Below are 24,524 nucleotides of genomic sequence, written 5' to 3' on the forward strand. Positions count from 1 at the left end.
AACACATTGTTAACCATACAATAACTTAAAAAACAACCAACGTATGAATCATGAACTATCGATGAGCGCCAATCAACTGGTGGCTGCTCTTCAAAAACCGGCTTCCGAATTTACGAAAGCAGACATTATTTCTTATATCAAGGAGAATGATATTCGCATGGTGAACTTCATGTATCCCGCTGCAGACGGGCGACTGAAAACATTGAATTTTGTCATTAACGATGCAGCTTACCTTGATGCCATACTGACTTGTGGTGAACGTGTAGACGGATCGAGCCTTTTCCCATTTATTGAGGCGGGCAGTAGCGACTTGTATGTAGTGCCGCGTTTTTGCACAGCCTTTATCGATCCTTTTGCTGAAACTACAACACTTTCCATGCTTTGCTCTTACTTCAATAAAGATGGCAAACTTCTGGAAAGCTCACCGGAATATACGTTGCGTAAAGCTTGCAAAGCCTTTACTGATGTAACCGGAATGGAATTTCAGGCTATGGGTGAATTGGAATATTATGTAATATCAGAAGATAGTGGACTGTTCCCTGCCACTGACCAACGTGGCTATCATGAATCTGCTCCTTATGCCAAGTTCAATGACTTCCGTACCGACTGTATGCTGCATATTGCAAAGGCGGGCGGACAGATCAAATACGGGCATTCCGAGGTAGGTAACTTCACGCTTGACGGTAAAATCTATGAGCAGAATGAAATTGAATTTCTGCCAGTACGTGCCGACCTGGCTGCCGATCAGTTGATGATTGCGAAATGGGTTATCCGTAATCTGGCCTATCAATACGGGTATGACATTACGTTTGCTCCGAAAATTACAGCTGGAAAGGCCGGTTCAGGATTGCATATCCATATGCGTATTATGAAAGACGGTCAAAACCAGATGTTGAAAGACGGTGTACTTTCTGAAACTGCCCGTAAGGCTATTGCGGGAATGATGGAGCTTGCATCTTCCATTACAGCTTTTGGTAATACGAATCCTACTTCTTATTTCCGTTTGGTGCCGCATCAGGAAGCTCCGACAAATATTTGTTGGGGTGACCGTAACCGTTCCGTATTGGTACGTGTTCCGCTTGGATGGTCGGCAAAGACAGATATGTGTATGCTGGCTAATCCGTTGGAAGCTCCCAGTCACTATGATACAACACAGAAACAAACTGTGGAAATGCGCTCTCCGGACGGTTCTGCCGATTTGTACCAACTGATAGCCGGATTGGCCGTAGCATGTCGTCATGGTTTTGAAATTGAAAATGCTTTGGAGATTGCAGAAAAGACCTATGTGAATGTGAACATTCATAAGAAGGAAAATGAGGATAAGCTGAAACAATTGGCTCAACTCCCTGATAGCTGTGCCGCTTCTGCTGATTGCCTGGAAAAACAGCGTGCTATTTTCGAACAGTATCATGTATTTAGCCCTGCAATGGTCGATGGAATTATCAGTAAATTGCGTTCCTATGAAGATCGTACCTTGCGTAGTGAAGTACGTGACAATCAGGAGGAAATGCTAAAACTGGTTAATAAGTATTTCCATTGCGGATAAAGCATAATTTGTAGATAAAGAGTCAGGGTAGTGTCTTATTCTTGTTTTCTGATGTTGCAAAGGTAGGTGGTTCCGTTGGGGTGGGGGATAACGATATTACATGTATAGTTTGCAATTATTCCCGATTTCAGTGAATCGCTGCTTTTTCATGAAAGAATAGTGGTTCAGGTAAAACAATATCCCTAAAAGGGTTTGCTTTTCCAGTTGATTTTAATAGATTTGTTGTTTACTCAATAAATTGATTATAAAACAGAGCTTTATGACATCAAATGTGAAATCTTTAGTCTATAAAATGAATATAGTGGTTGACTGTAAAGATGCAGGAGTTTTAGCTGAGTTTTACAGTAAATTGCTGGGGTGGGAGCTGACACATCAATGTGCGAATGGTTGGGCGGCTATTACTTCTCCATCCGGCATGGTGATGGCGTTTCAGGAGATTGAAGAGTACCAGCCACCTGTATGGCCTTGGAAAGAAGGTAAGCAGGGACAAATGCTTCATCTTGATTTCTATGTGGAAAATTTGGAGGAGGCTGTGGCTTATGCCATTCAGTTGGGAGCCCGGCAGGCGGATGAGCAGTACTTCAGGACTTCACGAACGATGTTTGATCCGGCAGGACATCCTTTCTGTCTTGATACGGAAGAGGCTGAATAAGTACGCAAAACAGTTACTGAACATTAAAGAATATACCATGTCCGAAATCGCGAACTATTTCCTTTTTAGAAATACCGAAGGCGAAACCGGTTTATCCGCTAACAGCATTGACGATCTGAATCTGGATGACCTGTTTGCTGAAATTGATTATTGTCATTCCAGTATAGGCAGGCAGTATTTGTATTATCTTCTGCTATCGGATAAAACCTCCGGCATGGAAAAGCAGGAAGCACTTCTGTCTTCATTGGCAACTCATACAGAATTGCGTACTCTTTTAAGCAATGCACTGAAGGAACTGGATAAACCGGATGCTTATTCCATCGTATCCATTCTGGAAAATGATAATACAGGGATTGGTGCCAAGGAGATGGTTCTTATTAATATCTGCCGGTTTCTGCCTTTGCTGTTTCTGTCTCTGATGCTGCTCACTCATTCGGGAGTGTTTCTTACTTTATTTGTCTTTTCATTTGTGGCGAATGCAGTGTTGCACTATCGTAATAAGGCGAAAATCCAGAGATACTTTTTCTCCATACCTCAGCTTCTGAAGATGATAAGACAGGCGGGAAAGCTGGCACAGAACAAGGAGTTTGTCTCTGTAGATCCTTCTATCACGAATGACCTGAAGGATGTAGAGGGGCTGAAAAAGTATATCTCTTATTTCCGTTTCAACCTCAGTCTGGATAATGACATGGCTATTATGTTTTATATGGTAGCGGAATTAATCCGGGTATTCTTTCTCCACGAAGCGTATGCGGTAGGCAGAACTTTTCATCTGTTGAAGGAGAAGGCGACGGCTATCCACCATGTTTACCGCTTCATAGGTTTTTTGGATTCTATTTTGTCTGTTGCCATCTTGAGGGAGAAGCTACCTTATTACTGTCTGCCGGGAGATAACAGGGCAGGGGAGCGACTGCGTGCACAGGCTGTGTATCATCCTCTGATAGAAAACTGTATTCCGAACGATATGGTACTGCATGAGAAATCGGCATTGATAACCGGTTCGAATATGGCAGGTAAGACCTGTTTCATGCGTACGATAGGAGTGAATCTGTTGGCAGCGAAAACACTTCATACTTGTTTCGCAGAAGTCTTTGAGATAAATACCGGAATTTCTCTTCTATCTTCCATCCACCAGGGAGATAACTTGATGGAGAATAAGAGTTACTTTATGCAGGAAGTGACGACTATCAAGGATTTCGTAGATGAAAGCGGTCATGGGAACCATCTCTTCTTGCTCGATGAATTGTTCAGAGGGACCAATACTAAGGAACGGATAGCGATTTCGAAAGCTGTACTTTCCTGGCTGGTGAAAAGTGATAATCTGGTATTTGTATCTACGCACGATCTGGAACTGGCCGATATGCTGGAAGATGAATACGAATTATACTATTTCAGCGAGTCGGTGAAAGGTGGTATCCTGTCATTTGATTACAAGCTGAAACGCGGAGTAGCGACCGAGCATAATGCAATTAAGATATTGGAGATCTGCGATTATCCGGATTCGTTGGTGAGTGAGGCCCATTCAATCACAAGTATATAATGAAAAACAGAGAGAGTGTAGGTATGATACCCCGCCTCCCTCTGTTTTTGCGATAATGAGCAGATTGATTACTTCTTAGCTTCATCAGCCATTGAGTGAACTTTGCCTTTGATGTCATTGGCCTTTTCAGCAATAACAGATGTTTCATTGGCTACTCTGTCAGCGACTTTTTCTCCGGCATACAATGCCTTTTCTTTAGCAGATTCAATCAGGCATTCGGTATGTTCTTCAATTCTGTGCAGGGCATCGAATACTTCTGCTTTCATTTTTTTTGCTCTTGCACTGCGGGCAAAGCCATAAGCCAGTGCTCCAAAGATTGAACCTATTCCAAGGCCAATCAAAAAGTGAGAATCTTTACATGTCATAATTAAACAGGTTTAATGGTTAAAAACTAAATTAATGTTCTATTTTGGTCAGAGAACAGAGTGCACAAGGCATTAGTTCAACGGGTAGGGAAAGAATTACTACTATTTCACAATTAATGAGAACCAGCGGTTGAGTTAACTCATTCTTGTAGGGTTATGAATTAATTCACCACAGAGTTTAATCAATTTGAAATCAAAAAAATAGAACTCCGTGAGACTCTGTGTTACTCTGTGGTGAAAACTCATTTCTGTATCGGTTATGAGGTAAAGTGATCATTCATTTTCTATCCGCAGATGACACGGATGAAAAATAATATACCGAATGGAGCTTATCACTTATCACTAAACCCTAATCATTTTTATTCCTTCTCCGTTATATATCAAATTCAATACCCGATTCGTATAATTTATAAATATTCTCTTGCCGGATTCCTTTAGCTTTATCTTTGGCGCTCATAAACATTACTACTGCACGTACGTTCTGTGGTACAAGCAGTTTTTAAAATCATGTAATTAAAATCAATGCTTTATGAATGTAGAAAGAAAAAATGCGAAAGATGACTTACGGCTCTACATGCCGGAAGTTATCGGGATGCTGAAGCGGGAAGGAAAGTTTCCGGCAATGCATGTTTATGCCTGCACGCTGCGTTCCTATGAGAAGTTTTGTGCAGAGGAAAGATATCCGAAAAATGCCACTGCTTCCCTGTCCATGCAGGAGATTTTTACCCCTGAGAGGCTGAAAGAGTATGAGGACTGGCTGGCTGGACAACAGTCCAGTCCGAACACGATCTCCACTTACATGCGTACGTTGCAGGCGGTATACAATCGCTGGATGTCACCGGGCATAGAGGGGTACAATCCGGTACTGTTCAAGGATGTTTATACGAAAGTGGAGTCGCGTACCAAGCGGGCGCTGACGGCAGAACAGATGGAGCAACTCAGGAATACGGACTTTAGTGTGCTGACACTGCGTCAACAGCAGGTGCTCACCTACTTCCTGCTGATGTTCATGTTGCGCGGTATGCCGTTCATTGACCTGGCACACTTACGGAAGTCGGATTTGAGAAATAGGCGCATCACTTACCATCGGCACAAGACGGGGAAACTGATGGTGGTGGATGTGCCGCCCGATGCGATGAGGCTGTTGCAGAAATACAGGGACAAGACGGATTCGGAGTATCTGTTCCCGTTGCTACATGGAGGCCTGTTCATGGAGGAACATCACCACCGTTATCAAGAAACATTACGGCATTTCAACCGGGAGTTGGCGCGGTTGATGAAGCAGTTATTGCCCGGTGTTTCCGTAAGTTCGTACACCGCACGCCATACATGGGCTACACTTGCTTATCATAGTGGTGTACCTGTGGGACTGATAAGCCAGTCGTTGGGGCACTCGTCCATTCGGGTGACGATGACTTATCTGAAACCGTTTGATGCGGAGGTGATAGATAGAATAAACAGGCAAGTGATTTCCTTGGTGAAGAAAAGTAAAAAGAAGAAAGATGGCAGATTTAATATGCTGTATGGCACTTCGTTGAGGTGAAATTACTTGCATAGTAACGGCAAATAGCAGCTACAAAGTTGCGCCTTTTTTGATAGAAAAGCAAACAAACCCTAACAAAATATGAATAAATCTTATATCGGACAGCAAAAACAATATTAAAATTAATCCCTGATACATACAGTTTCCGATTTTTTACCCTAGTAGGCAAAAGGAATTGTGTTTCCGCTTTTATCCTATGAAAGTGGAATGCTTCTTTACGTACCTTATTATCAGGAAAACTTCTTTTTACCATAAAATGATGCCGTCCGAAAACGCCTTTCCGGCCTGCATCAAATGGTAGTTTGCCGTTACTATGCAAGTAATTCCAACAAACGCATTAATTATACTGTTTATGAAGAATATAGAACTTCCTATCAAAAGAGGAGACCGTGTGTGGGTGAAGGTATACAATGAGCGAGATGGTTCATTTACCTTGCGCAAGGCGGAGATTATATCTATATTGCAAATGTATGTTTCCGGGGCAGACGTACCGTATGTGGCATTGCGTTATCTGGATGACCGCAGCTATGGATGTATTCCTTATGAACAAGTCACCGAAGTATGCGACGAGTCTTTTTCTGAATAATGACACTGTAGTTTTGTTGATACTAATAGCCCGGCTTTCTTCATCCGCCAGTATCGTCTGACAAAGAAGAAAAGCAGGGCATTCTTTTATAACCAACCCGAAAACTTTCTGATATACCAGTTCTTTACCAATAGAGTCAGCACGCAATAGGAGAGCAGAATACCCACCAGCCACGGAAAGTAACTCAATGGAAGCGTTTGTGAACCTTAGGGCAAGTGTGTCTTTCAGGATTTCCCGTTTGGCATATCCATAACCGTCATAAGCAGCAGCGGTAACCCGGAGTTTCTCTTTTCTTACTCTTTTAATAAAGGCAACTGGTTCAGCATATTGCTGATTTTAATAGCGATACGTGGCATTGGTTCGGCTATGGTCAATCCTACCAAGTCATATTCGGAAGCAATGTCGTTAATCACGCGGACTACTTCCTCGGTCTTCATACCATCCGGTTCTACGCCGACGCCTGCTATCATGTCGGCAGGATCTATCACGTCCAGGTCAAAGTGGATGACAACCTTGGAAGCTCCGGTACTTTTCAGCCATTCCATAATGGCGGAACTGTTGTCCGCTGTTTCTTTCGGTGCCAGACCTTTTATGCCCAGTTCCTTTTGCCGTTCCTGCATGCCTTTGTCCCATGAACGCAGTCCAACGATTAATGCTTTGGAAGTGTCAAACTTACCGGGCAGTAAGTTCATAATCTCTTCGTCACCCATTCCCAAGCAGATACCGGAACTTCCACGGTTTTCTGATTGCTGTCCGGAGCTAGCAGGTTCAGTAACTGGGCACCTAAATAATAACCTCTGGAAGAGTCTTCTGCCGGAATATCCGGCATCCAGTGATCTACAATTCCGCCTTGCCATTGCGGATAAATCAGGCGGAGAAGAGTGGTTTCTTTCTTCATATCTTTACTTTTTACGGGTTGTCGTTTTAGTCGAATGGCACCTTCCAGTTTTCATCCTGATAGGCGGCGAAACACATGGCTATCTGTTCTTTGCTGTTCTTTTCTTCGGCTAATTCCGGTATCTCATCCATAGAAAAATATCTGCTTTCAGTTGTTTCTATGTTGCTTTGAAAACTCCCGCCTGTAACTTCGCAAAGAACAAAGGCTTTGCAGACATTGTATGCATAAGGAGGCACGTTGTGCAGGTTTCTATCCTGCAAAGCAATCAGGCGTACGGCCTTTACATCCAGTCCGGCTTCTTCTTTAACTTCTTTCTCTGTATTGGTTTTGATGCTTTGGTTGACGTCTACCCAGCCACCGGGCATAGACCATACACCGGCTTTTTCCTTTACCAGGAGTATTTTCCCGTCTTTAAAGATGGCGGCACGGGTATCCAGTTTAGGTGTTTGGAAACCGGTTTCATTGCAGAATAATTCTTTTACCTTCTCTACCGGCAGATCGCTTTGATGGCTCATGATCTCTGCCGATATTTCCCGGATACGTTCAAAACGCTCGATGTCGAAGGGATCGCGGGAGTAGGTCAGTCCTGCCTGACCTATGAATTGTAATTCCTTGGCCCATTCGAGCCAGTGGGGATTAGTGTTCTTGTTCATTGGATATCTGAGTTTAAAGTATCATATACAATTTTGGATATACTGGCGATGATAGCTGCATTATCTGCATCGGTTTCCTGCGACTCCATCACGAAGACAGCTATATAATATTTCTGTCCGTTGGGCAGGATAACAAAGCCTGCATCATTATCAGCGATCTTTATCCCTTCCGGAGTCCGGTCGGAAGAACCTGTCTTATGACCTACGATTACGTCAGCGGGTAACTGGCCTTTCAGCTTATCTTTGCCGGTAGAAGTTTCCTGCATGATTGCTTGAAGGAAGTCTTTGTATTGAGTTCCAAATAAGGGTTGCTTGTCGGCTATATTCAATAATCTGACTACTTCTTCCGGAGTACTCCAGTTCAGATAAGCATCTCCGGAGGTATGCATGAGGGTTTCTGTTGCCGCAAGATTACAATCTTTTATTCCTAATGATTTCACATACTCATTTACTTGCTCTATACCGCCGACATATTCTATAAGGATATCACATGTATTGTTATCGCTTTTCGAAATGGTGTATTTTAGCAACTCTCCGAGAGAAATTGTAATATTCTGATCGGGAAATTTATCTCTTAACGGACTGTATGTGTTGGGCGTCAGTTGAGAAGACTTCACTTCAATAAGACTATCTAAAGCAATATGCCCTTTATCCATCTTATCCAGAACAGCCAGTCCCACATGAAACTTGAAGATGCTTAACAGGGGGAAATGGATTTGGTTATTATAAACGGCTACAGTCTCATCATTGGCGAGTACGGCAACGCCTACCGTAGCTTTCTTATCTTTCAGAAGGGAATCTATTTGTTGTTCTATCTTCTGTTTCGGGGTGCGGTTGGTGGTATTGCATGCACTGAACAAGATTGCCAGCGCTATACAGCTTAAAAAGAATTTTGCTTTCATAAATGTACTTTAGTAAGTTAATATTAATCCCGGTTTTACTTCTCTTATCATAACAAGTGCAATTCTTTAGCAATCCGGCAAGCTTCAATAGAATTGTTTACCTGAAGTTTCTCCAGGATATTTTGCCGGTGCCGGTTTACGGTGTTTATACTAATGGATAATGTCTGGGCAATGTCCTTACTCATTTTTCCCTTATTTATCAATTGCAGGATTTCTTTTTCCCGCTCTGACAACAGGTCGTTGCAATTCTGCTTTTCCAGTTCGAGGGTTTGCCCGTCTGCCGAGTTAAGAATGGTGCAACTTAACGATGTATTCATTGAAAAGTTGTAAAGGCATAAGGATAACCATACACTTCCGTTTGAGTGGCTCGCTATATAAAACATCCTGTGCAAGATGTGTACATACCTGCCTGAATGATCGCGCATGCGCATATTGTGTATAAGGTAGTAGTCCGGACGTTTCTTTTCCGGAACACTTTTCAGAAAGTGGAAGAAGCGGAGTTCTTGCAAATGCTTTTCTTGTAAGTCATCCGGATGGATGTGACTGAATATTTCTTCTTCCCATATCGACTGAATGGTCTTGGCGGTATTTCGTTCTGCCAGTCCCAGTTTCTCGGCTACTCCGCCGTAATAAATATAACTAATATTGGCTTTCATATCGCTCAACACCGCTATGGCATTTTCGGTTTGTGCATATATGGAAGCTATATGTTTGCACTCATTCAGGCGTTCCGTCTGTTTCTGTTCTTCGGTGAACGCTTGTTTCAGTAGCTCTTTTTTCAGTTTATTTACGATGTCCATACGGTATGGAGATGGAAAAATGGTTATTAATCAGTATTGCCGACTTATCTGTAAGCCTTTACCTTTGCAAAGGTAATGAAAACTAATGGTTATTTATTTAGGTGCAATAAATTATGGAGAGTGAAAAAGCAAAAGCGAAAGCCGGGAAATTGTATGATGCCAATAATGATATAGAGCTTGTGTCGGAGAGGGAAGCTTGCAAAGAAGTATGTTATGAACTGAATAGCTTGCGCCCTTCACAGAAGAAGGAACGGGAGAGCATTATCCGCCGACTGTTTGGTAAGACCGGAAAATCTTTCCTGATAGAACAGCCGTTTTATTGTGATTACGGATATAATATCGAAATAGGGGAGAACTTCTATTCGAATGTGAATTGCGTCATTCTGGATGGAGCTAAAGTTACATTTGGCGATAATGTTTTTGTGGCTCCGAATTGTGGTTTCTATACTGCCGGACATGCCTTGGATGCGGAACAGAGAATCCAAGGACTTGAATATGCTTATCCTATCACTATCGGAAATAATGTGTGGATTGGTGCCCAGGTCTGTGTGTTGCCGGGAGTGACGATTGGTGATAATACGATTATTGGTGCCGGAAGTGTGGTTACAAAGAGTATTCCTGCCAATGTGCTGGCTGTCGGTAATCCTTGCCGGGTGGTTCGTCAGATATAAGAATAACGATTAATTAAAATAACACGGAAAATGAAGAAATTACTTTTTGGCCTGTTGATGGCTGTTGTGGCGCAAACTTCTTTTGCGCAGACGTTAGAGAAAATGCAATGGTTTAATGAACCCGAACAGTGGGAGATAAAAGATAAAACCCTTTCGATGTTTGTCACTCCGCAAAGCGATTACTGGCGCATCTCCCATTATGGTTTTACGGTAGATGACGCTCCTTTCTATTATTCGGTTTATGGTGGCGAGTTCGAGGCGAAGGTGAAGATAACAGGTGATTATAAAGAGCGTTTCGACCAGGCGGGACTAATGCTCCGCATCGACCATGAGAACTATATCAAAGCAGGTATAGAGTTTGTGGACGGAAAGTTTAATCTGAGTACAGTAGTCACCCATAAGACAAGTGATTGGAGTGTGATTACTCTGGATAAGCCGGTTCCATATATCTGGATTAAGGCAGTCCGTCGTCTGGATGCGGTTGAAATCTTCTATTCCTTTGATGATAAGACGTATATAATGATGCGCAATGCATGGTTACAAGACAATATTCCCGTTAAGGTGGGGTTGATGGCAGCCTGCCCGGACGGAGATGGATTTAAGGTTAAGTTTGAGAATTTTAAGGTGAAGCATCTGCCTGATATGCGCAGGGTGGATTGGTTGAAGAAGAAGAATACGGAATAACACGTTGTGTTTATGTCACTTCAGGTAATAGAGCATAGAGTGGCTGTCCGGTCAGGAACAGCTACTCTTTGTGTTTTCTGATGGTATACTCCTTTCAACACCTTCATTTGGCCAAATCCTCCCACATTTTATCAGACTCTTTCTCTATATCCATATCTGCGGGAAGCTCTCCTATCACCATATCCTGCACTTCTTTGGAAATAGGGCGTGTATGTCTGGGCTTGCTTTTAACCGCAGGACCGTTTATGGTCAATAGATCGCCAAGCTTTTTCTTTACTTCCGCTAACAATGAGGCGTTATCAATATTCAGTATGGCGTGTGCCAGGCGAGCTTTATCGGCTTCAAGTTCTAATGTTGTCATAATTTTACTTCCTTATTGTTTAGTATGATGCTACTTCTGCAAAGGTAACAATGTTTTTGGAAAAAGGTTATGCTGTGCGATTGAAATCGTACTTCATTAGCTATAATAAACATATTACACGAAGTTCATATAACATGTGAAATTTGAGTTATATGAGTATGTATTTGATTGAATTCATCTATACCCGGATGAAGAGACACGACCTATGAATTCCTGTATCACCTTTGCAACCCGGTTGCACTCCCCATCCCTTACCTTTGTACCGGACAAAATAATAAGATTAAGATTATGGAAACAAAATGTCAGTGTTGTTGTGCACATACACATACTTCTCCGCAGAGCAAAGAGAAAGAGCAATCTATAATCCGTAAGATAGGAGCTCCGGTGCTATCAGGTATATTCCTTATCACGGGTATCATCTTCCAGCATCAGGAATGGGTAGGATTCAGCCATCCGGTGGTTGAATTTTGCTGGTTCCTGTTGGGCTTCCTGCCCGTGGGACTTCCTGTGATGCGCGAAGCATGGGAGGGCATCTTGCGGAAAGACTGGTTCAATGAATTCTCCCTGATGGCTTTAGCCTCCCTCGGAGCATTCTATATCGGAGAATATCCGGAAGCGCTTGCCGTGATGCTACTCTATACCCTGGGAGAGATGTTGCAGGATAAAGCCGTGAACCAGGCTACCCGCAATATCCGTGGCCTGCTCGATGTGCGCCCCGAACGGGTGGATGTATATCGTGAAAACACGCTCCGCACAGTCTCTCCCCGTGACGTCAATGTGGGAGAAACCATTGAAGTAAAACCCGGCGAGCGTGTCCCTCTGGACGGAACTCTGCAAAACCCGCAGGCCGTTTTCGATACTTCGGCGCTGACCGGGGAGAGCATGCCCTGCAATGTATCCGCAGGCGGTGATGTCCTTGCCGGTATGATTGTCAGCGGACAGGCGGTGCGCATACTGGTGACGAAACCTTACGACTACAGCACGCTGGCACGCATCCTCAACCTTGTGCAGGACGCAGCAGAGCGCAAAGCGCCTGCCGAACTGTTTATCCGCCGGTTTGCCCGCATCTATACACCGATTGTCGTGCTTCTGGCTGTCCTGATAGTAGCCCTTCCCGCACTTGTTGCGGCGGTGCATCCGGGCTTCGACTATGTGTTCAACGATTGGCTCTATCGTGGCCTGGTATTTCTCGTAATATCCTGCCCGTGCGCACTGATTATCAGCATCCCGTTGGGCTATTTCGGAGGAATAGGGGCGGCTTCCCGTATGGGAATCCTGTTTAAGGGCAGCAATTATCTGGATGCCATCACCCGCGTGAATGCCATCGTCTTCGACAAAACAGGCACGCTGACCACCGGCAGTTTCCGTGTGACGTCCATGCAGGCGGCAGGGCTTACGGAAGATGAATTGCTGCGCCTGGTGCTGTCTGTAGAAAAGAAGAGCACCCATCCTGTGGCACAAGCCGTTGTCCGCTTCGCAGCCGAACGGGGTGTAGAACCTCTGGAAGTAACTACATTGAATGAACTGGCAGGTTATGGTCTGGAAGCCGAAGTAGGCCCCCGCAAAGTCCTTGTCGGCAACATCCGCCTGTTGAAGGACCGCAAGATAACTGTACCCGAAGAACTTACGGACTGTGTGGCCACTGTCGTTGTCTGTGCCATCGACGGGCAGTATGCCGGTTGCCTGCTGCTTTCGGACACTTTGAAGGAGGATGCCATGGATGCTATAAAAAAAATAAAGGCTTTAAAAATAGATAATATTCAAATGTTATCTGGTGATAAACAGGAGATTGTTGATATCTTTGCCGCAGAATTGGGCATTGACAAGGCTTACGGTGACTTGCTTCCCGAAGATAAAGCCGTCCATCTGGAACAGCTCAATTCTGCCCCGGACGTGTCCGTAGCCTTTGTGGGCGATGGCATGAATGACGCTCCCGTACTGGCTCTCAGTGATGTGGGGATTGCGATGGGAGAGCTGGGTTCGGATGCCGCTATCGAAAGTGCAGATGTAGTTATCCAGACCGACCAACCGTCGCGGGTGGCAACAGCCATTTCCATCGGACGGGCCACAAGACGGATTGTGATGCAAAATATTATCGGTGCCATCACCGTGAAAATATTGGTTTTGCTTGCGGGTGCTTTCGGCTTTGCCACGCTTTGGGCAGCGGTGTTTGCCGATGTCGGGGTAGCTTTGCTGGTTGTTCTCAATTCGGTTCGCATATTAGGCAAGAAGTTCTGAGTAGTATGAAAGACGTATATCTACATAAATTGTCCCTTCGGGATATCAAACCTACAGCGATGAGGCTGTTGATTCTCCGCACCATGATGGAGATGAGGCGGGCTGTGTCCATGGCAGATTTGGAAGATAAACTCGATACGGTTGATAAATCCACTATTTTCCGGACACTGACCTTGTTTCTTTCCCATCACCTGATACATGGTGTGGACGACGGAAGCGGTTCATTGAAGTATGCCGTTTGCGAAGACTGCTGTATGTGTACGGTGGAAGACCAGCACATGCACTTCTATTGCGAGCGTTGCCATAAAACCTATTGCATCCGGAGTGTGCACGCCCCGTCAGTCTCGCTTCCGGAGGGATTCATGCAGACGGGAATTAATTATGTAATCAAGGGGATTTGCGCCGACTGCGCAGTCCATAAGAAAATAGACACAGACGATTGAGCGTATGAGACATTTCTATATATGTCTCCTCTTGTTAGGCTTTCTGTCAGCATCTGCCTTGGCAAGCGGAGATAAAGAAACAAAGGATATATATACGGAACAGTATATCACGGACATCTATATGGATGAACCGGAACGCGCGTTGCAACTGCTGGATGAAGCTGAAACAAAGCAAGCGTTGCCCATATACATGGTGGATGATTTGCGTAGCATGGTCTACTCATACCTGTATCAGGATAAATCGGCATTCCACTATGCCCGCCGGGCCTATGTGCACGATTCTATCTCCGGGAACAACCCTGATCATGTGTTGAAGATGACCATAATCCTTGCCGACCTCTCCCATACCCTGAGTGACTATAAAGAAAGCAACCGTTATGCGGTTGAAGGACTGGAACTGGCACGCAGGCTCGACGACCCGCAGTCAGAATGCAAGTTACTCTTCTGTATGGGCGAGAACAAATGGATGCTGTCATTGAAAGAGGAAGGGTATGAGCTTTTCGACAAGGCAATTGCCCTGTTGGATGGCAGGAAAGATAAACTGAGCAAGTCGATGCTCTCCTACTTCTATGGGGTAAAGATGGGATACCTGATTAATGATAACCGGCTGAAAGATGCCTTGCAGGTAGGTTTGCAGCGTGAGAAACTGTTGGACGGGATGAAAGGCAATCCGGAAGTGCGTGAGGCTTTCCTCGACCAGCAATACGGATATGTCTATTCCAAATTGTCCCGCATCTGCCATTTGCTGGGAGATGTGGAACGTGGGAAAGAGTACCATAAAAAATACCAGTCTACCCATGTCTATAACACTCCTGCCGGTAAGCGCGATGCCACCCCTTATCTGTTTGTCACCAAACAATATCAGGCTGTAATAGACCATTGCCGCGACTTCAAGGAGCTGATGCGTCAGCAAGATACCTTGAATACCCAGTACGTCGGTGTTCTGCAACGGGAGATAGACGCCTATCTTGCCCTGAAAGACTATGAGAAAGTCGCCGCACTGCGTGCTTCCATCCTGTCCATAACGGACAGCATCTATCGGCGTGATAAAACCAATGCCGCGCTGGAACTGGACAACCTTTACGAAGTGAACGAGAAGGAAGCCCGCATTGCGGAACAGGCTTTCCAACTAACCATACGCACCATTACATTAGTCTTCATCTTCTGTGTTTCCTTGTTATCACTGTTCTTCCTGTGGCGCATGTGGCTGCAAAACCGCAAAATCAAGTGTAAGAACCAAGTGCTGGTGCAGCGCATCAACGAGCAGATGTCCATGCAGACGGAGATGAACCGCCTGCAGGCTGATGCCGAGAGAATGTCGGAAGGCCAGCCTTTCCCGGAAACCGGGCAGACAGAACCGGAAGCATCCGATGGTAACGAAGAGGAAGCCCAGATGAATAAGATGATTTTCGGCAAACTGGATTATATTATCAAACGGGATAACCTGTATCTGTCCGCCGACATATCGAGAGAAGAACTTGCCCGGATGGTCAAGATGAACAATACCCGTTTTGCCCGGATGATAAAAGAGAATACGGATACCAATTTGAACGGATATCTCAATGACCTCCGCTTGAATTATGCCATGCATTTATTGAAGGAACATCCTGAATATACATTACGTGCCATTGCCGAAGCGTCAGGCATCAATAGTATGCCTACTTTCCACCAATTGTTCAAGGCAAGGACGGGAATGACTCCTTCCGAATTTAAGAATGCAGAGAAGGAATTGAAAAAATAATATTCTGTATATCAGTGATATATTACTTTTTTTAATATACTTGAGGACAATTCTTTATATGTATGACAAACTGTATATCAGTTATTTTTGCGATATTTTATTCCTTTGCAAAATAATAACGACAAAAAATCTGTATATACAATGTCTATATTGTGTCTAGCCATTCAAATTGTTTTTGTTGTTTCAATTGTAGCGGCAGTCTATTATTTCCGATTGTATAAACTTCATGGCATATCAGTAAAAGAGTGGGAAGAAATGAAGGAAGACAATTTCCTGATGCGGGAGTTGCTGAATAATCTTCCTATTCCGACTACGGTGAAGGACATCAAGGATAACTGTAACTATCTCTTTTGGAACAAGAAATCTGAAGATTTATATAGTGTCTCTCAGGACGACCTGATCGGGAAAAATGCAAGTGTTCTGCCTCCCGAAATTTGTTCTGCCTTTCAACAGACAGACCGGGAAACGATACGTTCCGGCCAATCAAACACCTTTCAGCATCTGATATTGGCTGATGGGTGCGAACATGTATTGAGTATGTATAAGCAGTTGTTGTACTACAAGGGCGAGCCCCGCTGGCTGATTAGTGCGGCCGTGGACGTTACGGAAGCAACAGAAAAGCGGTGCCAGTTGGAACAACTGGATATTCAGCATCGCTTGTTGCTGAAAGCCACCGGTATGAAACTTTGGACATGGGATTTGCGGCGTAAAGAGATCACCTGGAAAAGAGACAATGAAGGTGCAACGGATAGAATAGTTGATGCTGACGAACATCTGCTGCTTATCCTGCCGGAATGCAGGGAGAACATCTATAGGGCATTGGACAGGCTGAAACGAAAGGAAACGGACTTTTTTGATGAGGAATTTCAGCTTCGGAATGAAGACGGTACTCTTTCGTGGAGAGAAATTTACGGCGCCGTATATCAGTATGATGAAAACGGCGAACCGGTTGTCCTGGTGGGGGGAACTCTGATGATTGATAAAAGAAAGGCATTGGAGCAGGACTTACGGGAAGCGAAAGAGAAAGCGGAAGAAGCCAACAGGTTGAAGTCTGCCTTTCTTGCCAATATGAGTCACGAGATACGTACTCCGTTGAATTCTATTGTTGGTTTCTCAAGTATACTGACTATGACGGAGGATATGGAGGAGAAAAAGGAATATAACCAGTTGATACAGCATAACAATACCCTCTTGTTGAAGGTGGTGGATGATGTTCTGGAGCTTTCGAAGTTGGAGGCAGGAGACTTTAAACTGTATCCTGCGTGGTTCTGTCTGTCGGACCTCGTTGTGGAAAGTGCCGCCGAGTGCAGGATGAAGGCCGACGGAAAGTTGGATGTCCGTGTGGATAAACCGGAACAGGATTATATGGTGGAACTTGACGCTCAGTATGTCAAACGGATACTGAGCAACTTCCTGTCGAACGCTCTGAAAAACACCCAAAGCGGCCATATCGATATAGCGTACAGCATGGTAGATGGGGGTGTCAAGATTAGTGTGAAAGATACAGGCTGCGGTATTCCGCAGGATAAACTTCCAGTGGTTTTCGACCGTTTCGAGAAAGTGGACTCTTTTGCGCAAGGAGTTGGGTTAGGGTTGCCCATTTGTAAGTCTATAGCAGAGAGCATGGGCGGAACCATTGGGGTGACTTCGGAAGTGGGTGCAGGCACTGCGTTTTGGGTTACATTGCCTTGTGCTACGGCACCCACTCCTCAATTACACAATGAGGCGTTAGTCGACAACCTCTATTCCTAATCCCGTCAGCAGTCCTTCCAGCCCGTAGCGGGAGAACCGGGCTTTCTTCAGGCGGTTGGCGGCAGGGTTCAGGGTGTAGTTGCGGGCGGTGCTGAAATCGGCTTTTTCCAGGTTGGTGTGATGGAAGGAGGCATAGCAGAGGTCGCACTCGGTGAACTTGGCTTCGGGGAGTTGCGTCTCCATGAAGTCGGCATTTTGCAGGTCGCAACGTGTGAAACGGGTACCTTTCAGCTTCATTTCGGTGAAGAGGGCATAGGAGAGGAGGCAGTTGCGGAACTCCACGGACAGGCCGAAGCGGTTGCTGAGGGTGAAGTTGATGCCTGTCATCTTGCAGTCGGTGAAGAGGACGTCCAGCCAGGAGGTGTTGCTGGCTTTCACCAGTGACAGGTTGCATTCTTTGAAGGTGCATCTCTCAAAGATAACTCTGCCGATGCTCTGGCCGGAGAAGTTGCATTTGTCGAAGGTACATTCGTAGTAGTTGGGTTCCAGTTCGTCGATGGTGAAATCGGCTTTTTCGATGGTTTGGTTTTCCATATGGTGGGGTTGAAATTAGTCTTGTTCAGCCTCTTGAAGAGGGGTTATTTGTTGCTGTTGTTGCCTATTTCGTCAAAGTCTACCCATTCCAGATAGGGGTCGATGAGGGTTCGTTCGATTACCCGGTTGTTTTGTCCACGGCTGTATTCGGGGATGAAGCGCACTTTTGTATCAGTGATTTGCTGGGGACTGACTTCTTCGGGCGTGTCTACTCCCTGATTCTCCGATTGACAAGTGAGATAAAATGTTCCTACACCTTTCAACCGTACCGACCGACCTGCACTCATCAGTTCGCCCAACACTTCACCCAGATTTACGAGTACCGCATAGGTATCTCCCGGACTTACCGTTGACATAAGCGACAGTCGTTTTGCCACATCATCTGTTGTAGCAGGGCGACCTTTGGTTATTGCTCTCGGATACCACTTTCCATGTATTTTTTGTTTTTTGTAGAAAGCCATGTTGATTTCTCCTTTCTTTATGGTTTAATAGCCTTGATGCTACGACTGAGCGAGGCTTATCTATATCTTTAATATACCATCAATACGGATGATGCCTACCATCAATACGGATGATGCCTACCATCAATGCGGATGATTCTATACCGAGTCGCAAAGATAGCATAACTAATCCGTAACCTGTGCATGGCAAAGGCATAATCTCAAATGAGCATGAAAAAAATATCATATTCGTCCTTCTCCTGTTTTTTTGATGGTTTATTGTATAAATCTATCTCTTATTCAAGCTATTTGTTTATCTTTGCAGGGGTAGATTAAGAAACAGAAAACAACGACATGGGAAGATTTATCAATCCGTTTACCGATTACGGCTTTAAGAAAATATTCGGTCAGGAGATATCAAAGGACTTACTGATAGATTTCTTAAATGACTTATTGAAGGGCGAGCGGGTGATTACCGATCTGACCTTTCTGAACAACGAACAACTGCCGGAGTGGGAGGATGCCCGTGCGCTGATTTATGATATTCATTGCACCACAGACACGGGAGAGAAGATCATTGTTGAGATGCAAAACAAGTCGCAACTGTATTTCAAGGAGCGTGCGTTGTTCTATTTGTCTCATGCAGTGGCTCGGCAGGGGCAGGTGGGCGGTGAGTGGCAGTTTAATGTCAAGGCCGTTTACGGAGTGTTTTTTATGAACTTTTTGCTCAACGACCATGTTAAGTTACGTACTGACATCATTCTTGCTGACCGTGATACGGGCGAGTTGTTTACGGATAAGATGCGGCAAACTTTTATTGCATTGCCCGTATTTAATAAGGAAGAGGATGAATGTGAGAATGATTTTGAACGTTGGATATATACACTGAAAAATATGGAGACACTAAAACGAATGCCATTTAAGGCCCGCAAGGCAGTCTTCGAAAAACTGGAAGAAATTGCCGACGTAGCTTCTCTTAATGAAGAGGAACAAGAACTTTATTGGAAAAGCGTAAATGCATATCGCACGCATTTGTGTGTGATAGATGCGGCGAAATTGGAAGGACGTGCTGAGGGACGCGCTGAGGGACGTGAGGAAGGACGTGCTGAAGGTAGTATAGAAAAATGTCTTTCTATAGCTCGTAATTTAAAGCAACTTGGCACTTCTACCGATTTAATATCAAAGGCTACCGGCTTGACTCCTGAAGAGATTGCAAGCTTATAACCTTTGTGAAACAGACAGCGGACTCTTATATATTTAATTTCTTGCCTTGAACACAGGCTCTATTTTCTGTATCTCCGATTCAAAGCCGAACCAATACCCCCGGTTTTCTTCCTCGCCGACAGGCAGGAAACAAAGCCGGAGGTTCTCCCTGTATTCCCCATACAGCACTTCCCAATGTTCGGGAGGAACCTGCCGCTTGGTCTTTACCCGTTCTGCCGGGAGCTTCTTCAGCGACATGCCCGCTTCTATCCAGGCGATGCTTGCTTCCGACTGATATTCAGGATAATGCCGTTTGCAGAACTCATACAGGATGAGGCCCCGTTTTTCCAGACTCATCGGCTGATCTATCAATCCTATCCGTATCAGATGTTCCAGAAACTCGTACAGGAACGTTTCGTTATCCAGAATCAGTCTTCGGGTGATACCCTGCCAGGCGGGAGCATTATAAAATCCATCCAGCAGGCGCGAAAGTTGCCGAGCGGTTTGCAATTCGTCCACATTGATTTCGCGGGTTTGCAGCACCTCGTAGGGTGGGAGCGGGGAATATTGTATACCCAGTTCTTCCGCCCTGCGGCGCATTTCCGTGCCGGGAAGCAGTTTCAGGGATTCCAGTTGTATTTCTCCGGCGCCATATTCCGCCAATACGCGGATGTCCTCGAATATCTCCGAAAGATGATAGAGCGGGAGTCCGGCAATCAGATCGGCATGCGTTTCCATGTTGGGGAGGGCACACAGGAATTTCAGTCCTTCCAGCGCATCCGACAGTCGGCCTATTCGTCGGCTTTGCACAAGCACCGGCTCGCGAAGGCTTTGTATGCCGGCTTCCAGGTGCAGTAGCCCTTCGGGCAGGAGCTTTAACTCCTCTTTTAATTCTTCGGAGAGTAGGGCAGGGTGCATTTCCAGGTGGAAACGTATATCGGGGGCAAATTCAAGGAACAGTTCCAACAGCTCTTTTGCCCGACGGGTATTATAATTGAAAGTACGGTCAAGCACGCGTACGTTTTTTATTCCGTGTCGGTGGATGATTTGCAGCCGTTCGCGGATTGCCTCGATGGACAGGGTACGTACGGGTTTTTCTCCACCGCTGACGCAGAAGGCGCAGGTGTTGAAGCAGCCCCGTGTGGTTTCCAGTTGAACGAAAGGCTTGCTCCAGTTGAAGAAACGGCTTTTCTCGGGGGGAACGAGGTGGTGGAAGTCCAGTACGCGGGCAATGCCGTTGTCGATGTAATTTCCGTTGGAGTCGAGGTAACAGAGTCCGGGGATGTTCTTCCATTCCGCCGGATGGTTGCGGTAGGTTATCCATTGCGGAAACACTTCTTCGCCTTCTCCCCTGAACACGCAACTGACGAACGGGTTGCTGCGCAGGAAGAATTCGTTGTCTCCCAGAAATTCCGGTCCGCCCAATACGATGCAGCATTGGGGCAGCAGGGCTTTTACTCTTGAAATGATGTGCAACAGTTGCTCGTGGTTGAACAACCAGGCGGTGGCGGCAAGCAGGTCGGGACGGTGGCGGTAGACTTCGCCCGCTACCATGCCCACGTTCTCGTTGATGGTGGCGGATACGATGTCCCATTCGATGGCGTCGTCGTCGGCTATCTGTGCATGCAGTGCGGGAAGTGCCAGTGAGGAGTGGGCGTATGAACTGTTCAGGTCGAGCCAGAGGATTTTCATGCTGGTTTGTTTTATTTCGTGCAAAATTACGCAAAATCTGAGGATTTATATGTAAGTTTACATAGAGTTTTAGTAATATCGGGAAAGTATGGAAGAAGAAAAAAAGCAACTGGAAGAAAAGGCCAAAGCTAAAGCGCAGAAGCCTCATATCTAAGCACACCCCGTTACATTATGTAAGAATGTAGCGGGGTGTGTTGTTATAGAGATTATTTGCTCATGCTTATAGTTCTGTAGAGTTGTCAATCACTTTTATCCTGACACATTCGCTGGGAACCAGTGTCAGCAATTCATCCAGGAACTCACGGCTGCATTCCAGCAAAGTTTCCTGCGTCATTTCTTCTTTTGAAGTGGCAAAGAAGCGGAACAGGTTATCAGAGTCGGGAAGTTTCACCACTGTATAAACTATATCCGTTGACTTTTCATTGTATTGCTGTGCCAAGTCGTCGGCTCTTGCCCAGAATTGAACAGCTTTGTCACCACCAATTTCTACGACTGCGATTAATTTTTTGTTTGTTTCCATAATCATTTATTTTAGTTATACATGTTGTCATGCTATTTTTTAAGTAACAATTGAAACGTTTTTATGGTTTCCTGCATTTGCTATTTTTTACATAAGTAGATGTTCCTGATTAGTTACGAGCTACAAGCTACAAGTAACGAGTACACCGAAATATACTTGTCACTCGTAGCTTGTAGCTTAAATTTAGCCCTCTGTTATTATGTGAACTAACATTTCCCTGTAAAAAGGGAAAATGTGAACATAAACAGTCGTTATATAGACAGCATCCTTTTGTACTAACCCGCTAACTTTGCTTCCAAATATCAAAAAATTGTTATGAGAAGGCTACTATTCATTTTTTCCTTTTTCTGCCTGCCTGTTGCGAGTGCAGGCGCACAAGATACCCTGGTATTAGAAGACTGCCTGAAGATAGGTATCGAGAACAACCTGTCCCTGCAAAGTAAACGGAAAGAGATACAAAAGGGAAGGTATGGCATCTCCGAGAACCGGGCACGATTGTTGCCCCAAATCAATGGTTTTGCCAATTATAATGATAACATCGACCCGCCTGTCTCCGTCACCGACGGTTCAGCTTACGGCAATCCCTACAATGTGACTCATACCCTGCAATACAGTGCCAATGCAGGATTGCAGCTCCAAATGCCACTCTATAACCAAACCCTCTACACCAGCATCTCCATTGCGCGGACGATGGACGAAATGAACCGTCTCACCTATGAAAAGGCGAGGGAAGACCTCATCCTGCAAGTCTGCAAGATGTATTACCTGGGACAAGTCACCGCTGAGCAAATCGCACTGATAAAAGCCAATATCACCCGTCTTGAAGAATTGCAGAACATCACGCAGGCCTTCTATGACAACGGAATGGCAATGGAAGTCGATGTAAAACGGGTGAACATTAATCTCGAAAATCTGAAAGTACAGTATGACAATGCACAGGCCATGCTGGAACAGCAACTGAATCTGCTGAAATACATCATCGATTATCCCGCAGAAAAACAAATAGCCTTAGTGCCGGTGGATACCGAAACCATCACCCCCGTAGCATTGACCGGACTTTCGGAGAGCCTGTACGAACTCCAACTGCTACAATCGCAACGCCAACTGGCCGAGCAGCAAAAGAAGATGATTGGCTACGGATACATCCCCTCCCTGAATCTGACGGGCAACTGGATGTTTTCCGCTTACACCGATAAGGCTTACCACTGGTTCCATTCCGGTCCTTCCGGGCATTGGTACCGTTCCTATGGCTTAGGGCTCTCGCTGCGTGTTCCCATTTTCGATGGTCTGGACAAACGCTATAAAACCCGTAAGGCCGTCATCGATATCGAAAATATCAAACTGGCTCAGGAGAACACCCGCAAGAATTTGCAGACCCAATACCTGAATGCCACCAACGACCTGATGAACAACCAGCGGAATTTCAAAAAACAGAAAGATAATTATTTGCTCGCCGAAGATGTATATACCGTCACTATGGACCGCTACCGCGAAGGCATCACCTCAATGACCGAAGTGCTGCAAGACGAAATGCGGATGAGCGAAGCCCAGAACAACTACATCAGCGCCCACTACAACTATCGGGTGACCAACCTTATGTTGCTGAAACTGACCGGGCAAATAGAATCATTAGTCAAATAACAAGTTAATCAATAACATCTGAATATGGAAACTGTAGAAAACAATAGCGCATCCAATACGCATCAGGAGAAAGCAAGGAAGTTGAGAAAATTACGCCGTTGGCAAATCGTAATCAGCCTGTTGGGAATAGGCGTCATGATTTGGGGAGTAATACAAGTGGTCTGTCTCTTCCTGGATTACAAGCAGACCGAAACCAGCAACGACGCCCAGATAGAACAATATATATCTCCCGTCAACCTGCGTGCCTCGGGGTATATCAGGAAGATCTATTTTATCGAACACCAGGAAGTTCGCAAGGGAGACACCTTGCTTGTACTGGACGACCGTGAATATAAAATCCGCGTTATGGAAGCCGAAGCCGCCCTGAAGGATGCGCAGGCAGGGGCCACCGTCATTGGAGCCACCTTGCAGACCACACAGACCACCGCATCTGTCTATGATGCTTCCATCTCTGAAATAGAAATCCGTTTGGCCAAACTGGAGAAAGACCGCCAGCGTTATGAGAATCTGGTGAAACGGAATGCTGCAACTCCCATTCAGTTGGAACAGATAGAAACGGAATATGAAGCCACACACAAGAAACTGGAAGCCGTGAAACGTCAACGGAAGGCGGCTCTCTCGGGAGTGAACGAAGTGTCTCATCGTCGTGAGAGTACCGAGGCTGCCATTCAGCGGGCAACGGCTGCGTTGGAAATGGCTAAGCTGAACCTGTCTTATACAGTGGTCGTAGCCCCTTGCGACGGAAAGTTGGGACGTCGTGCCTTGGAGGAAGGTCAATTCATCTCGGCAGGGCAGACCATTACTTACATCTTGCCCGATACGCAGAAGTGGATCGTTGTCAATTATAAAGAAACTCAGATTGAGAATCTGCATCTTGGGCAGGAGGTGACTATCACGGTGGATGCCATCAGCGACAGAGAATTCACTGGAACTGTTACGGCTATTTCGGGGGCTACGGGTTCTAAATATTCGTTGGTTCCCACCGATAATTCTGCCGGAAACTTCGTGAAGATACAGCAACGCATACCGGTTCGTATCGATTTCACCAATCTTTCCAAAGAAGATAATGGGAGACTGGCGGCAGGTATGATGGTAGTTGTGAAAGCTAAACTCTGACGC

General features: G+C 45.3%; 23 protein-coding genes and 2 pseudogenes. 14 read left to right on the top strand and 11 right to left on the bottom strand.

Annotated elements, in window-relative coordinates:
* The first annotated feature begins 43 nt into the window (after positions 1-43).
* The 3 genes from VYM24_RS15120 (at position 44) to VYM24_RS15130 (ending at position 3,738) form a co-directional block, all read left to right on the top strand.
* Entirely contained in the window at positions 44-1,546 is a 1,503-nt protein-coding gene (locus tag VYM24_RS15120; protein WP_291554904.1) for a glutamine synthetase family protein, read from the top strand.
* Between the two features lie 259 nt (positions 1,547-1,805).
* The gene (locus VYM24_RS15125) at positions 1,806-2,198 is read left to right on the top strand and encodes a VOC family protein (RefSeq protein WP_291554902.1); all 393 of its coding nucleotides are present in this window, start codon (positions 1,806-1,808) and stop codon (positions 2,196-2,198) included.
* A gap of 37 nt (positions 2,199-2,235) precedes the next feature.
* Positions 2,236-3,738: a MutS-related protein gene (locus tag VYM24_RS15130; protein ID WP_291554900.1), complete on the top strand. Its 1,503-nt coding sequence runs from the start codon at positions 2,236-2,238 to the stop codon at positions 3,736-3,738.
* A 68-nt stretch (positions 3,739-3,806) separates the two neighbouring features.
* On the opposite strand, the gene VYM24_RS15135 is transcribed toward VYM24_RS15130, so the two are convergent.
* Complete coding sequence (locus VYM24_RS15135; protein ID WP_291554898.1) at positions 3,807-4,103, bottom strand: YtxH domain-containing protein; 297 nt, start codon at positions 4,101-4,103, stop codon at positions 3,807-3,809.
* Positions 4,104-4,632: 529 nt separating this feature from the next.
* Here VYM24_RS15135 and VYM24_RS15140 point away from each other — a divergent pair.
* On the top strand, positions 4,633-5,646 hold the full coding sequence (locus VYM24_RS15140; protein WP_299089972.1) for a tyrosine-type recombinase/integrase: 1,014 nt from the start codon (positions 4,633-4,635) through the stop codon (positions 5,644-5,646).
* Positions 5,647-5,998: 352 nt separating this feature from the next.
* Complete coding sequence (locus tag VYM24_RS15145) at positions 5,999-6,232, top strand: hypothetical protein (protein ID WP_291548523.1); 234 nt, start codon at positions 5,999-6,001, stop codon at positions 6,230-6,232.
* An 86-nt stretch (positions 6,233-6,318) separates the two neighbouring features.
* On the opposite strand, the pseudogene VYM24_RS25415 reads toward VYM24_RS15145, so the two are convergent.
* The 5 genes and pseudogenes from VYM24_RS25415 to VYM24_RS15165 all read right to left on the bottom strand — a co-directional run.
* Positions 6,319-6,438 (bottom strand): annotated as a pseudogene (locus tag VYM24_RS25415) (cation transporting ATPase C-terminal domain-containing protein); the annotation flags it as partial.
* An 87-nt stretch (positions 6,439-6,525) separates the two neighbouring features.
* Positions 6,526-7,130 (bottom strand): annotated as a pseudogene (locus tag VYM24_RS15150) (arginase family protein).
* A 26-nt stretch (positions 7,131-7,156) separates the two neighbouring features.
* The gene (locus tag VYM24_RS15155; protein ID WP_330940331.1) at positions 7,157-7,783 is read right to left on the bottom strand and encodes an NUDIX hydrolase; all 627 of its coding nucleotides are present in this window, start codon (positions 7,781-7,783) and stop codon (positions 7,157-7,159) included.
* Entirely contained in the window at positions 7,780-8,685 is a 906-nt protein-coding gene (gene bla, locus VYM24_RS15160; RefSeq protein ID WP_330940332.1) for a class A beta-lactamase, subclass A2, read from the bottom strand. Before bla ends, VYM24_RS15155 begins: the two co-directional genes overlap by 4 nt.
* Positions 8,686-8,732: 47 nt before the next feature.
* Entirely contained in the window at positions 8,733-9,485 is a 753-nt protein-coding gene (locus VYM24_RS15165) for a response regulator transcription factor (RefSeq protein WP_291548530.1), read from the bottom strand.
* Positions 9,486-9,598: 113 nt separating this feature from the next.
* Here VYM24_RS15165 and VYM24_RS15170 point away from each other — a divergent pair, with 113 nt between their 5' ends.
* A complete protein-coding gene (locus VYM24_RS15170) occupies positions 9,599-10,156 on the top strand; it encodes a sugar O-acetyltransferase (RefSeq protein WP_007665276.1) in 558 nt (185 codons plus the stop codon).
* A gap of 30 nt (positions 10,157-10,186) precedes the next feature.
* Positions 10,187-10,840, top strand: coding sequence for a DUF1349 domain-containing protein (locus VYM24_RS15175; RefSeq protein WP_330940333.1), 654 nt, complete (start codon positions 10,187-10,189; stop codon positions 10,838-10,840).
* Positions 10,841-10,943: 103 nt separating this feature from the next.
* On the opposite strand, the gene VYM24_RS15180 is transcribed toward VYM24_RS15175, so the two are convergent.
* The gene (locus VYM24_RS15180) at positions 10,944-11,201 is read right to left on the bottom strand and encodes a hypothetical protein (RefSeq protein ID WP_291548534.1); all 258 of its coding nucleotides are present in this window, start codon (positions 11,199-11,201) and stop codon (positions 10,944-10,946) included.
* Between the two features lie 288 nt (positions 11,202-11,489).
* Between VYM24_RS15180 and VYM24_RS15185 the strand changes: the two genes are divergently transcribed.
* From VYM24_RS15185 to VYM24_RS15200, 4 genes are all read left to right on the top strand, one after another.
* Entirely contained in the window at positions 11,490-13,439 is a 1,950-nt protein-coding gene (locus VYM24_RS15185; RefSeq protein WP_330940334.1) for a heavy metal translocating P-type ATPase, read from the top strand.
* Between the two features lie 5 nt (positions 13,440-13,444).
* Positions 13,445-13,882, top strand: coding sequence for a Fur family transcriptional regulator (locus VYM24_RS15190; protein ID WP_021967015.1), 438 nt, complete (start codon positions 13,445-13,447; stop codon positions 13,880-13,882).
* 4 nt (positions 13,883-13,886) lie between these two features.
* Positions 13,887-15,623 carry a helix-turn-helix domain-containing protein gene (locus VYM24_RS15195; RefSeq protein WP_115502896.1) on the top strand — a complete coding sequence of 579 codons (1,737 nt, stop codon included), beginning with the start codon at positions 13,887-13,889 and terminating at the stop codon, positions 15,621-15,623.
* A gap of 255 nt (positions 15,624-15,878) precedes the next feature.
* Positions 15,879-17,375, top strand: coding sequence for a PAS domain-containing sensor histidine kinase (locus tag VYM24_RS15200; protein WP_330940335.1), 1,497 nt, complete (start codon positions 15,879-15,881; stop codon positions 17,373-17,375).
* Here the strand turns inward: VYM24_RS15200 and VYM24_RS15205 are convergent.
* Positions 17,352-17,909, bottom strand: coding sequence for a pentapeptide repeat-containing protein (locus tag VYM24_RS15205; RefSeq protein ID WP_330940336.1), 558 nt, complete (start codon positions 17,907-17,909; stop codon positions 17,352-17,354). The genes VYM24_RS15200 and VYM24_RS15205 overlap by 24 nt on opposite strands.
* Before the next feature lie 44 nt (positions 17,910-17,953).
* Positions 17,954-18,370 (bottom strand): HU family DNA-binding protein, encoded by a 417-nt coding sequence (locus tag VYM24_RS15210; RefSeq protein WP_299090012.1) that lies wholly within the window; start codon positions 18,368-18,370, stop codon positions 17,954-17,956.
* 333 nt (positions 18,371-18,703) lie between these two features.
* On the opposite strand from VYM24_RS15210, the gene VYM24_RS15215 reads away from it, so the two are divergent.
* Positions 18,704-19,573: an Rpn family recombination-promoting nuclease/putative transposase gene (locus tag VYM24_RS15215; RefSeq protein ID WP_330940337.1), complete on the top strand. Its 870-nt coding sequence runs from the start codon at positions 18,704-18,706 to the stop codon at positions 19,571-19,573.
* A 33-nt stretch (positions 19,574-19,606) separates the two neighbouring features.
* Here the strand turns inward: VYM24_RS15215 and VYM24_RS15220 are convergent, their stop codons facing one another.
* Both VYM24_RS15220 and VYM24_RS15225 read right to left on the bottom strand, forming a co-directional pair.
* Entirely contained in the window at positions 19,607-21,244 is a 1,638-nt protein-coding gene (locus VYM24_RS15220; protein WP_330940338.1) for a B12-binding domain-containing radical SAM protein, read from the bottom strand.
* A gap of 220 nt (positions 21,245-21,464) precedes the next feature.
* Positions 21,465-21,764, bottom strand: a complete 300-nt coding sequence (locus VYM24_RS15225) for a hypothetical protein (RefSeq protein ID WP_299090016.1) — start codon at positions 21,762-21,764, stop codon at positions 21,465-21,467.
* A gap of 315 nt (positions 21,765-22,079) precedes the next feature.
* On the opposite strand from VYM24_RS15225, the gene VYM24_RS15230 reads away from it, so the two are divergent.
* Both VYM24_RS15230 and VYM24_RS15235 read left to right on the top strand, forming a co-directional pair.
* Complete coding sequence (locus VYM24_RS15230) at positions 22,080-23,405, top strand: TolC family protein (protein WP_330940339.1); 1,326 nt, start codon at positions 22,080-22,082, stop codon at positions 23,403-23,405.
* Between the two features lie 24 nt (positions 23,406-23,429).
* A complete protein-coding gene (locus VYM24_RS15235; RefSeq protein WP_330940340.1) occupies positions 23,430-24,521 on the top strand; it encodes an HlyD family secretion protein in 1,092 nt (363 codons plus the stop codon).
* The last annotated feature ends 3 nt before the right edge of the window (positions 24,522-24,524 follow it).

This window comes from Bacteroides sp. MSB163 (genome assembly GCF_036416795.1).
In the GTDB taxonomy this organism is placed as follows: domain Bacteria; phylum Bacteroidota; class Bacteroidia; order Bacteroidales; family Bacteroidaceae; genus Bacteroides; species Bacteroides maternus.

What these genes read in the sequence shown, in the direction of transcription:
- VYM24_RS15120 (WP_291554904.1), top strand. Translation starts at nt 44, where the DNA reads ATGAATCATGAACTATCGATGAGCGCCAATCAACTGGTGGCTGCTCTT.
- VYM24_RS15125 (WP_291554902.1), top strand. Translation starts at nt 1,806, where the DNA reads ATGACATCAAATGTGAAATCTTTAGTCTATAAAATGAATATAGTGGTT.
- VYM24_RS15130 (WP_291554900.1), top strand. Translation starts at nt 2,236, where the DNA reads ATGTCCGAAATCGCGAACTATTTCCTTTTTAGAAATACCGAAGGCGAA.
- VYM24_RS15135 (WP_291554898.1), bottom strand. Translation starts at nt 4,103, where the DNA reads ATGACATGTAAAGATTCTCACTTTTTGATTGGCCTTGGAATAGGTTCA.
- VYM24_RS15140 (WP_299089972.1), top strand. Translation starts at nt 4,633, where the DNA reads ATGAATGTAGAAAGAAAAAATGCGAAAGATGACTTACGGCTCTACATG.
- VYM24_RS15145 (WP_291548523.1), top strand. Translation starts at nt 5,999, where the DNA reads ATGAAGAATATAGAACTTCCTATCAAAAGAGGAGACCGTGTGTGGGTG.
- VYM24_RS15155 (WP_330940331.1), bottom strand. Translation starts at nt 7,783, where the DNA reads ATGAACAAGAACACTAATCCCCACTGGCTCGAATGGGCCAAGGAATTA.
- bla (WP_330940332.1), bottom strand. Translation starts at nt 8,685, where the DNA reads ATGAAAGCAAAATTCTTTTTAAGCTGTATAGCGCTGGCAATCTTGTTC.
- VYM24_RS15165 (WP_291548530.1), bottom strand. Translation starts at nt 9,485, where the DNA reads ATGGACATCGTAAATAAACTGAAAAAAGAGCTACTGAAACAAGCGTTC.
- VYM24_RS15170 (WP_007665276.1), top strand. Translation starts at nt 9,599, where the DNA reads ATGGAGAGTGAAAAAGCAAAAGCGAAAGCCGGGAAATTGTATGATGCC.
- VYM24_RS15175 (WP_330940333.1), top strand. Translation starts at nt 10,187, where the DNA reads ATGAAGAAATTACTTTTTGGCCTGTTGATGGCTGTTGTGGCGCAAACT.
- VYM24_RS15180 (WP_291548534.1), bottom strand. Translation starts at nt 11,201, where the DNA reads ATGACAACATTAGAACTTGAAGCCGATAAAGCTCGCCTGGCACACGCC.
- VYM24_RS15185 (WP_330940334.1), top strand. Translation starts at nt 11,490, where the DNA reads ATGGAAACAAAATGTCAGTGTTGTTGTGCACATACACATACTTCTCCG.
- VYM24_RS15190 (WP_021967015.1), top strand. Translation starts at nt 13,445, where the DNA reads ATGAAAGACGTATATCTACATAAATTGTCCCTTCGGGATATCAAACCT.
- VYM24_RS15195 (WP_115502896.1), top strand. Translation starts at nt 13,887, where the DNA reads ATGAGACATTTCTATATATGTCTCCTCTTGTTAGGCTTTCTGTCAGCA.
- VYM24_RS15200 (WP_330940335.1), top strand. Translation starts at nt 15,879, where the DNA reads ATGAAGGAAGACAATTTCCTGATGCGGGAGTTGCTGAATAATCTTCCT.
- VYM24_RS15205 (WP_330940336.1), bottom strand. Translation starts at nt 17,909, where the DNA reads ATGGAAAACCAAACCATCGAAAAAGCCGATTTCACCATCGACGAACTG.
- VYM24_RS15210 (WP_299090012.1), bottom strand. Translation starts at nt 18,370, where the DNA reads ATGGCTTTCTACAAAAAACAAAAAATACATGGAAAGTGGTATCCGAGA.
- VYM24_RS15215 (WP_330940337.1), top strand. Translation starts at nt 18,704, where the DNA reads ATGGGAAGATTTATCAATCCGTTTACCGATTACGGCTTTAAGAAAATA.
- VYM24_RS15220 (WP_330940338.1), bottom strand. Translation starts at nt 21,244, where the DNA reads ATGAAAATCCTCTGGCTCGACCTGAACAGTTCATACGCCCACTCCTCA.
- VYM24_RS15225 (WP_299090016.1), bottom strand. Translation starts at nt 21,764, where the DNA reads ATGGAAACAAACAAAAAATTAATCGCAGTCGTAGAAATTGGTGGTGAC.
- VYM24_RS15230 (WP_330940339.1), top strand. Translation starts at nt 22,080, where the DNA reads ATGAGAAGGCTACTATTCATTTTTTCCTTTTTCTGCCTGCCTGTTGCG.
- VYM24_RS15235 (WP_330940340.1), top strand. Translation starts at nt 23,430, where the DNA reads ATGGAAACTGTAGAAAACAATAGCGCATCCAATACGCATCAGGAGAAA.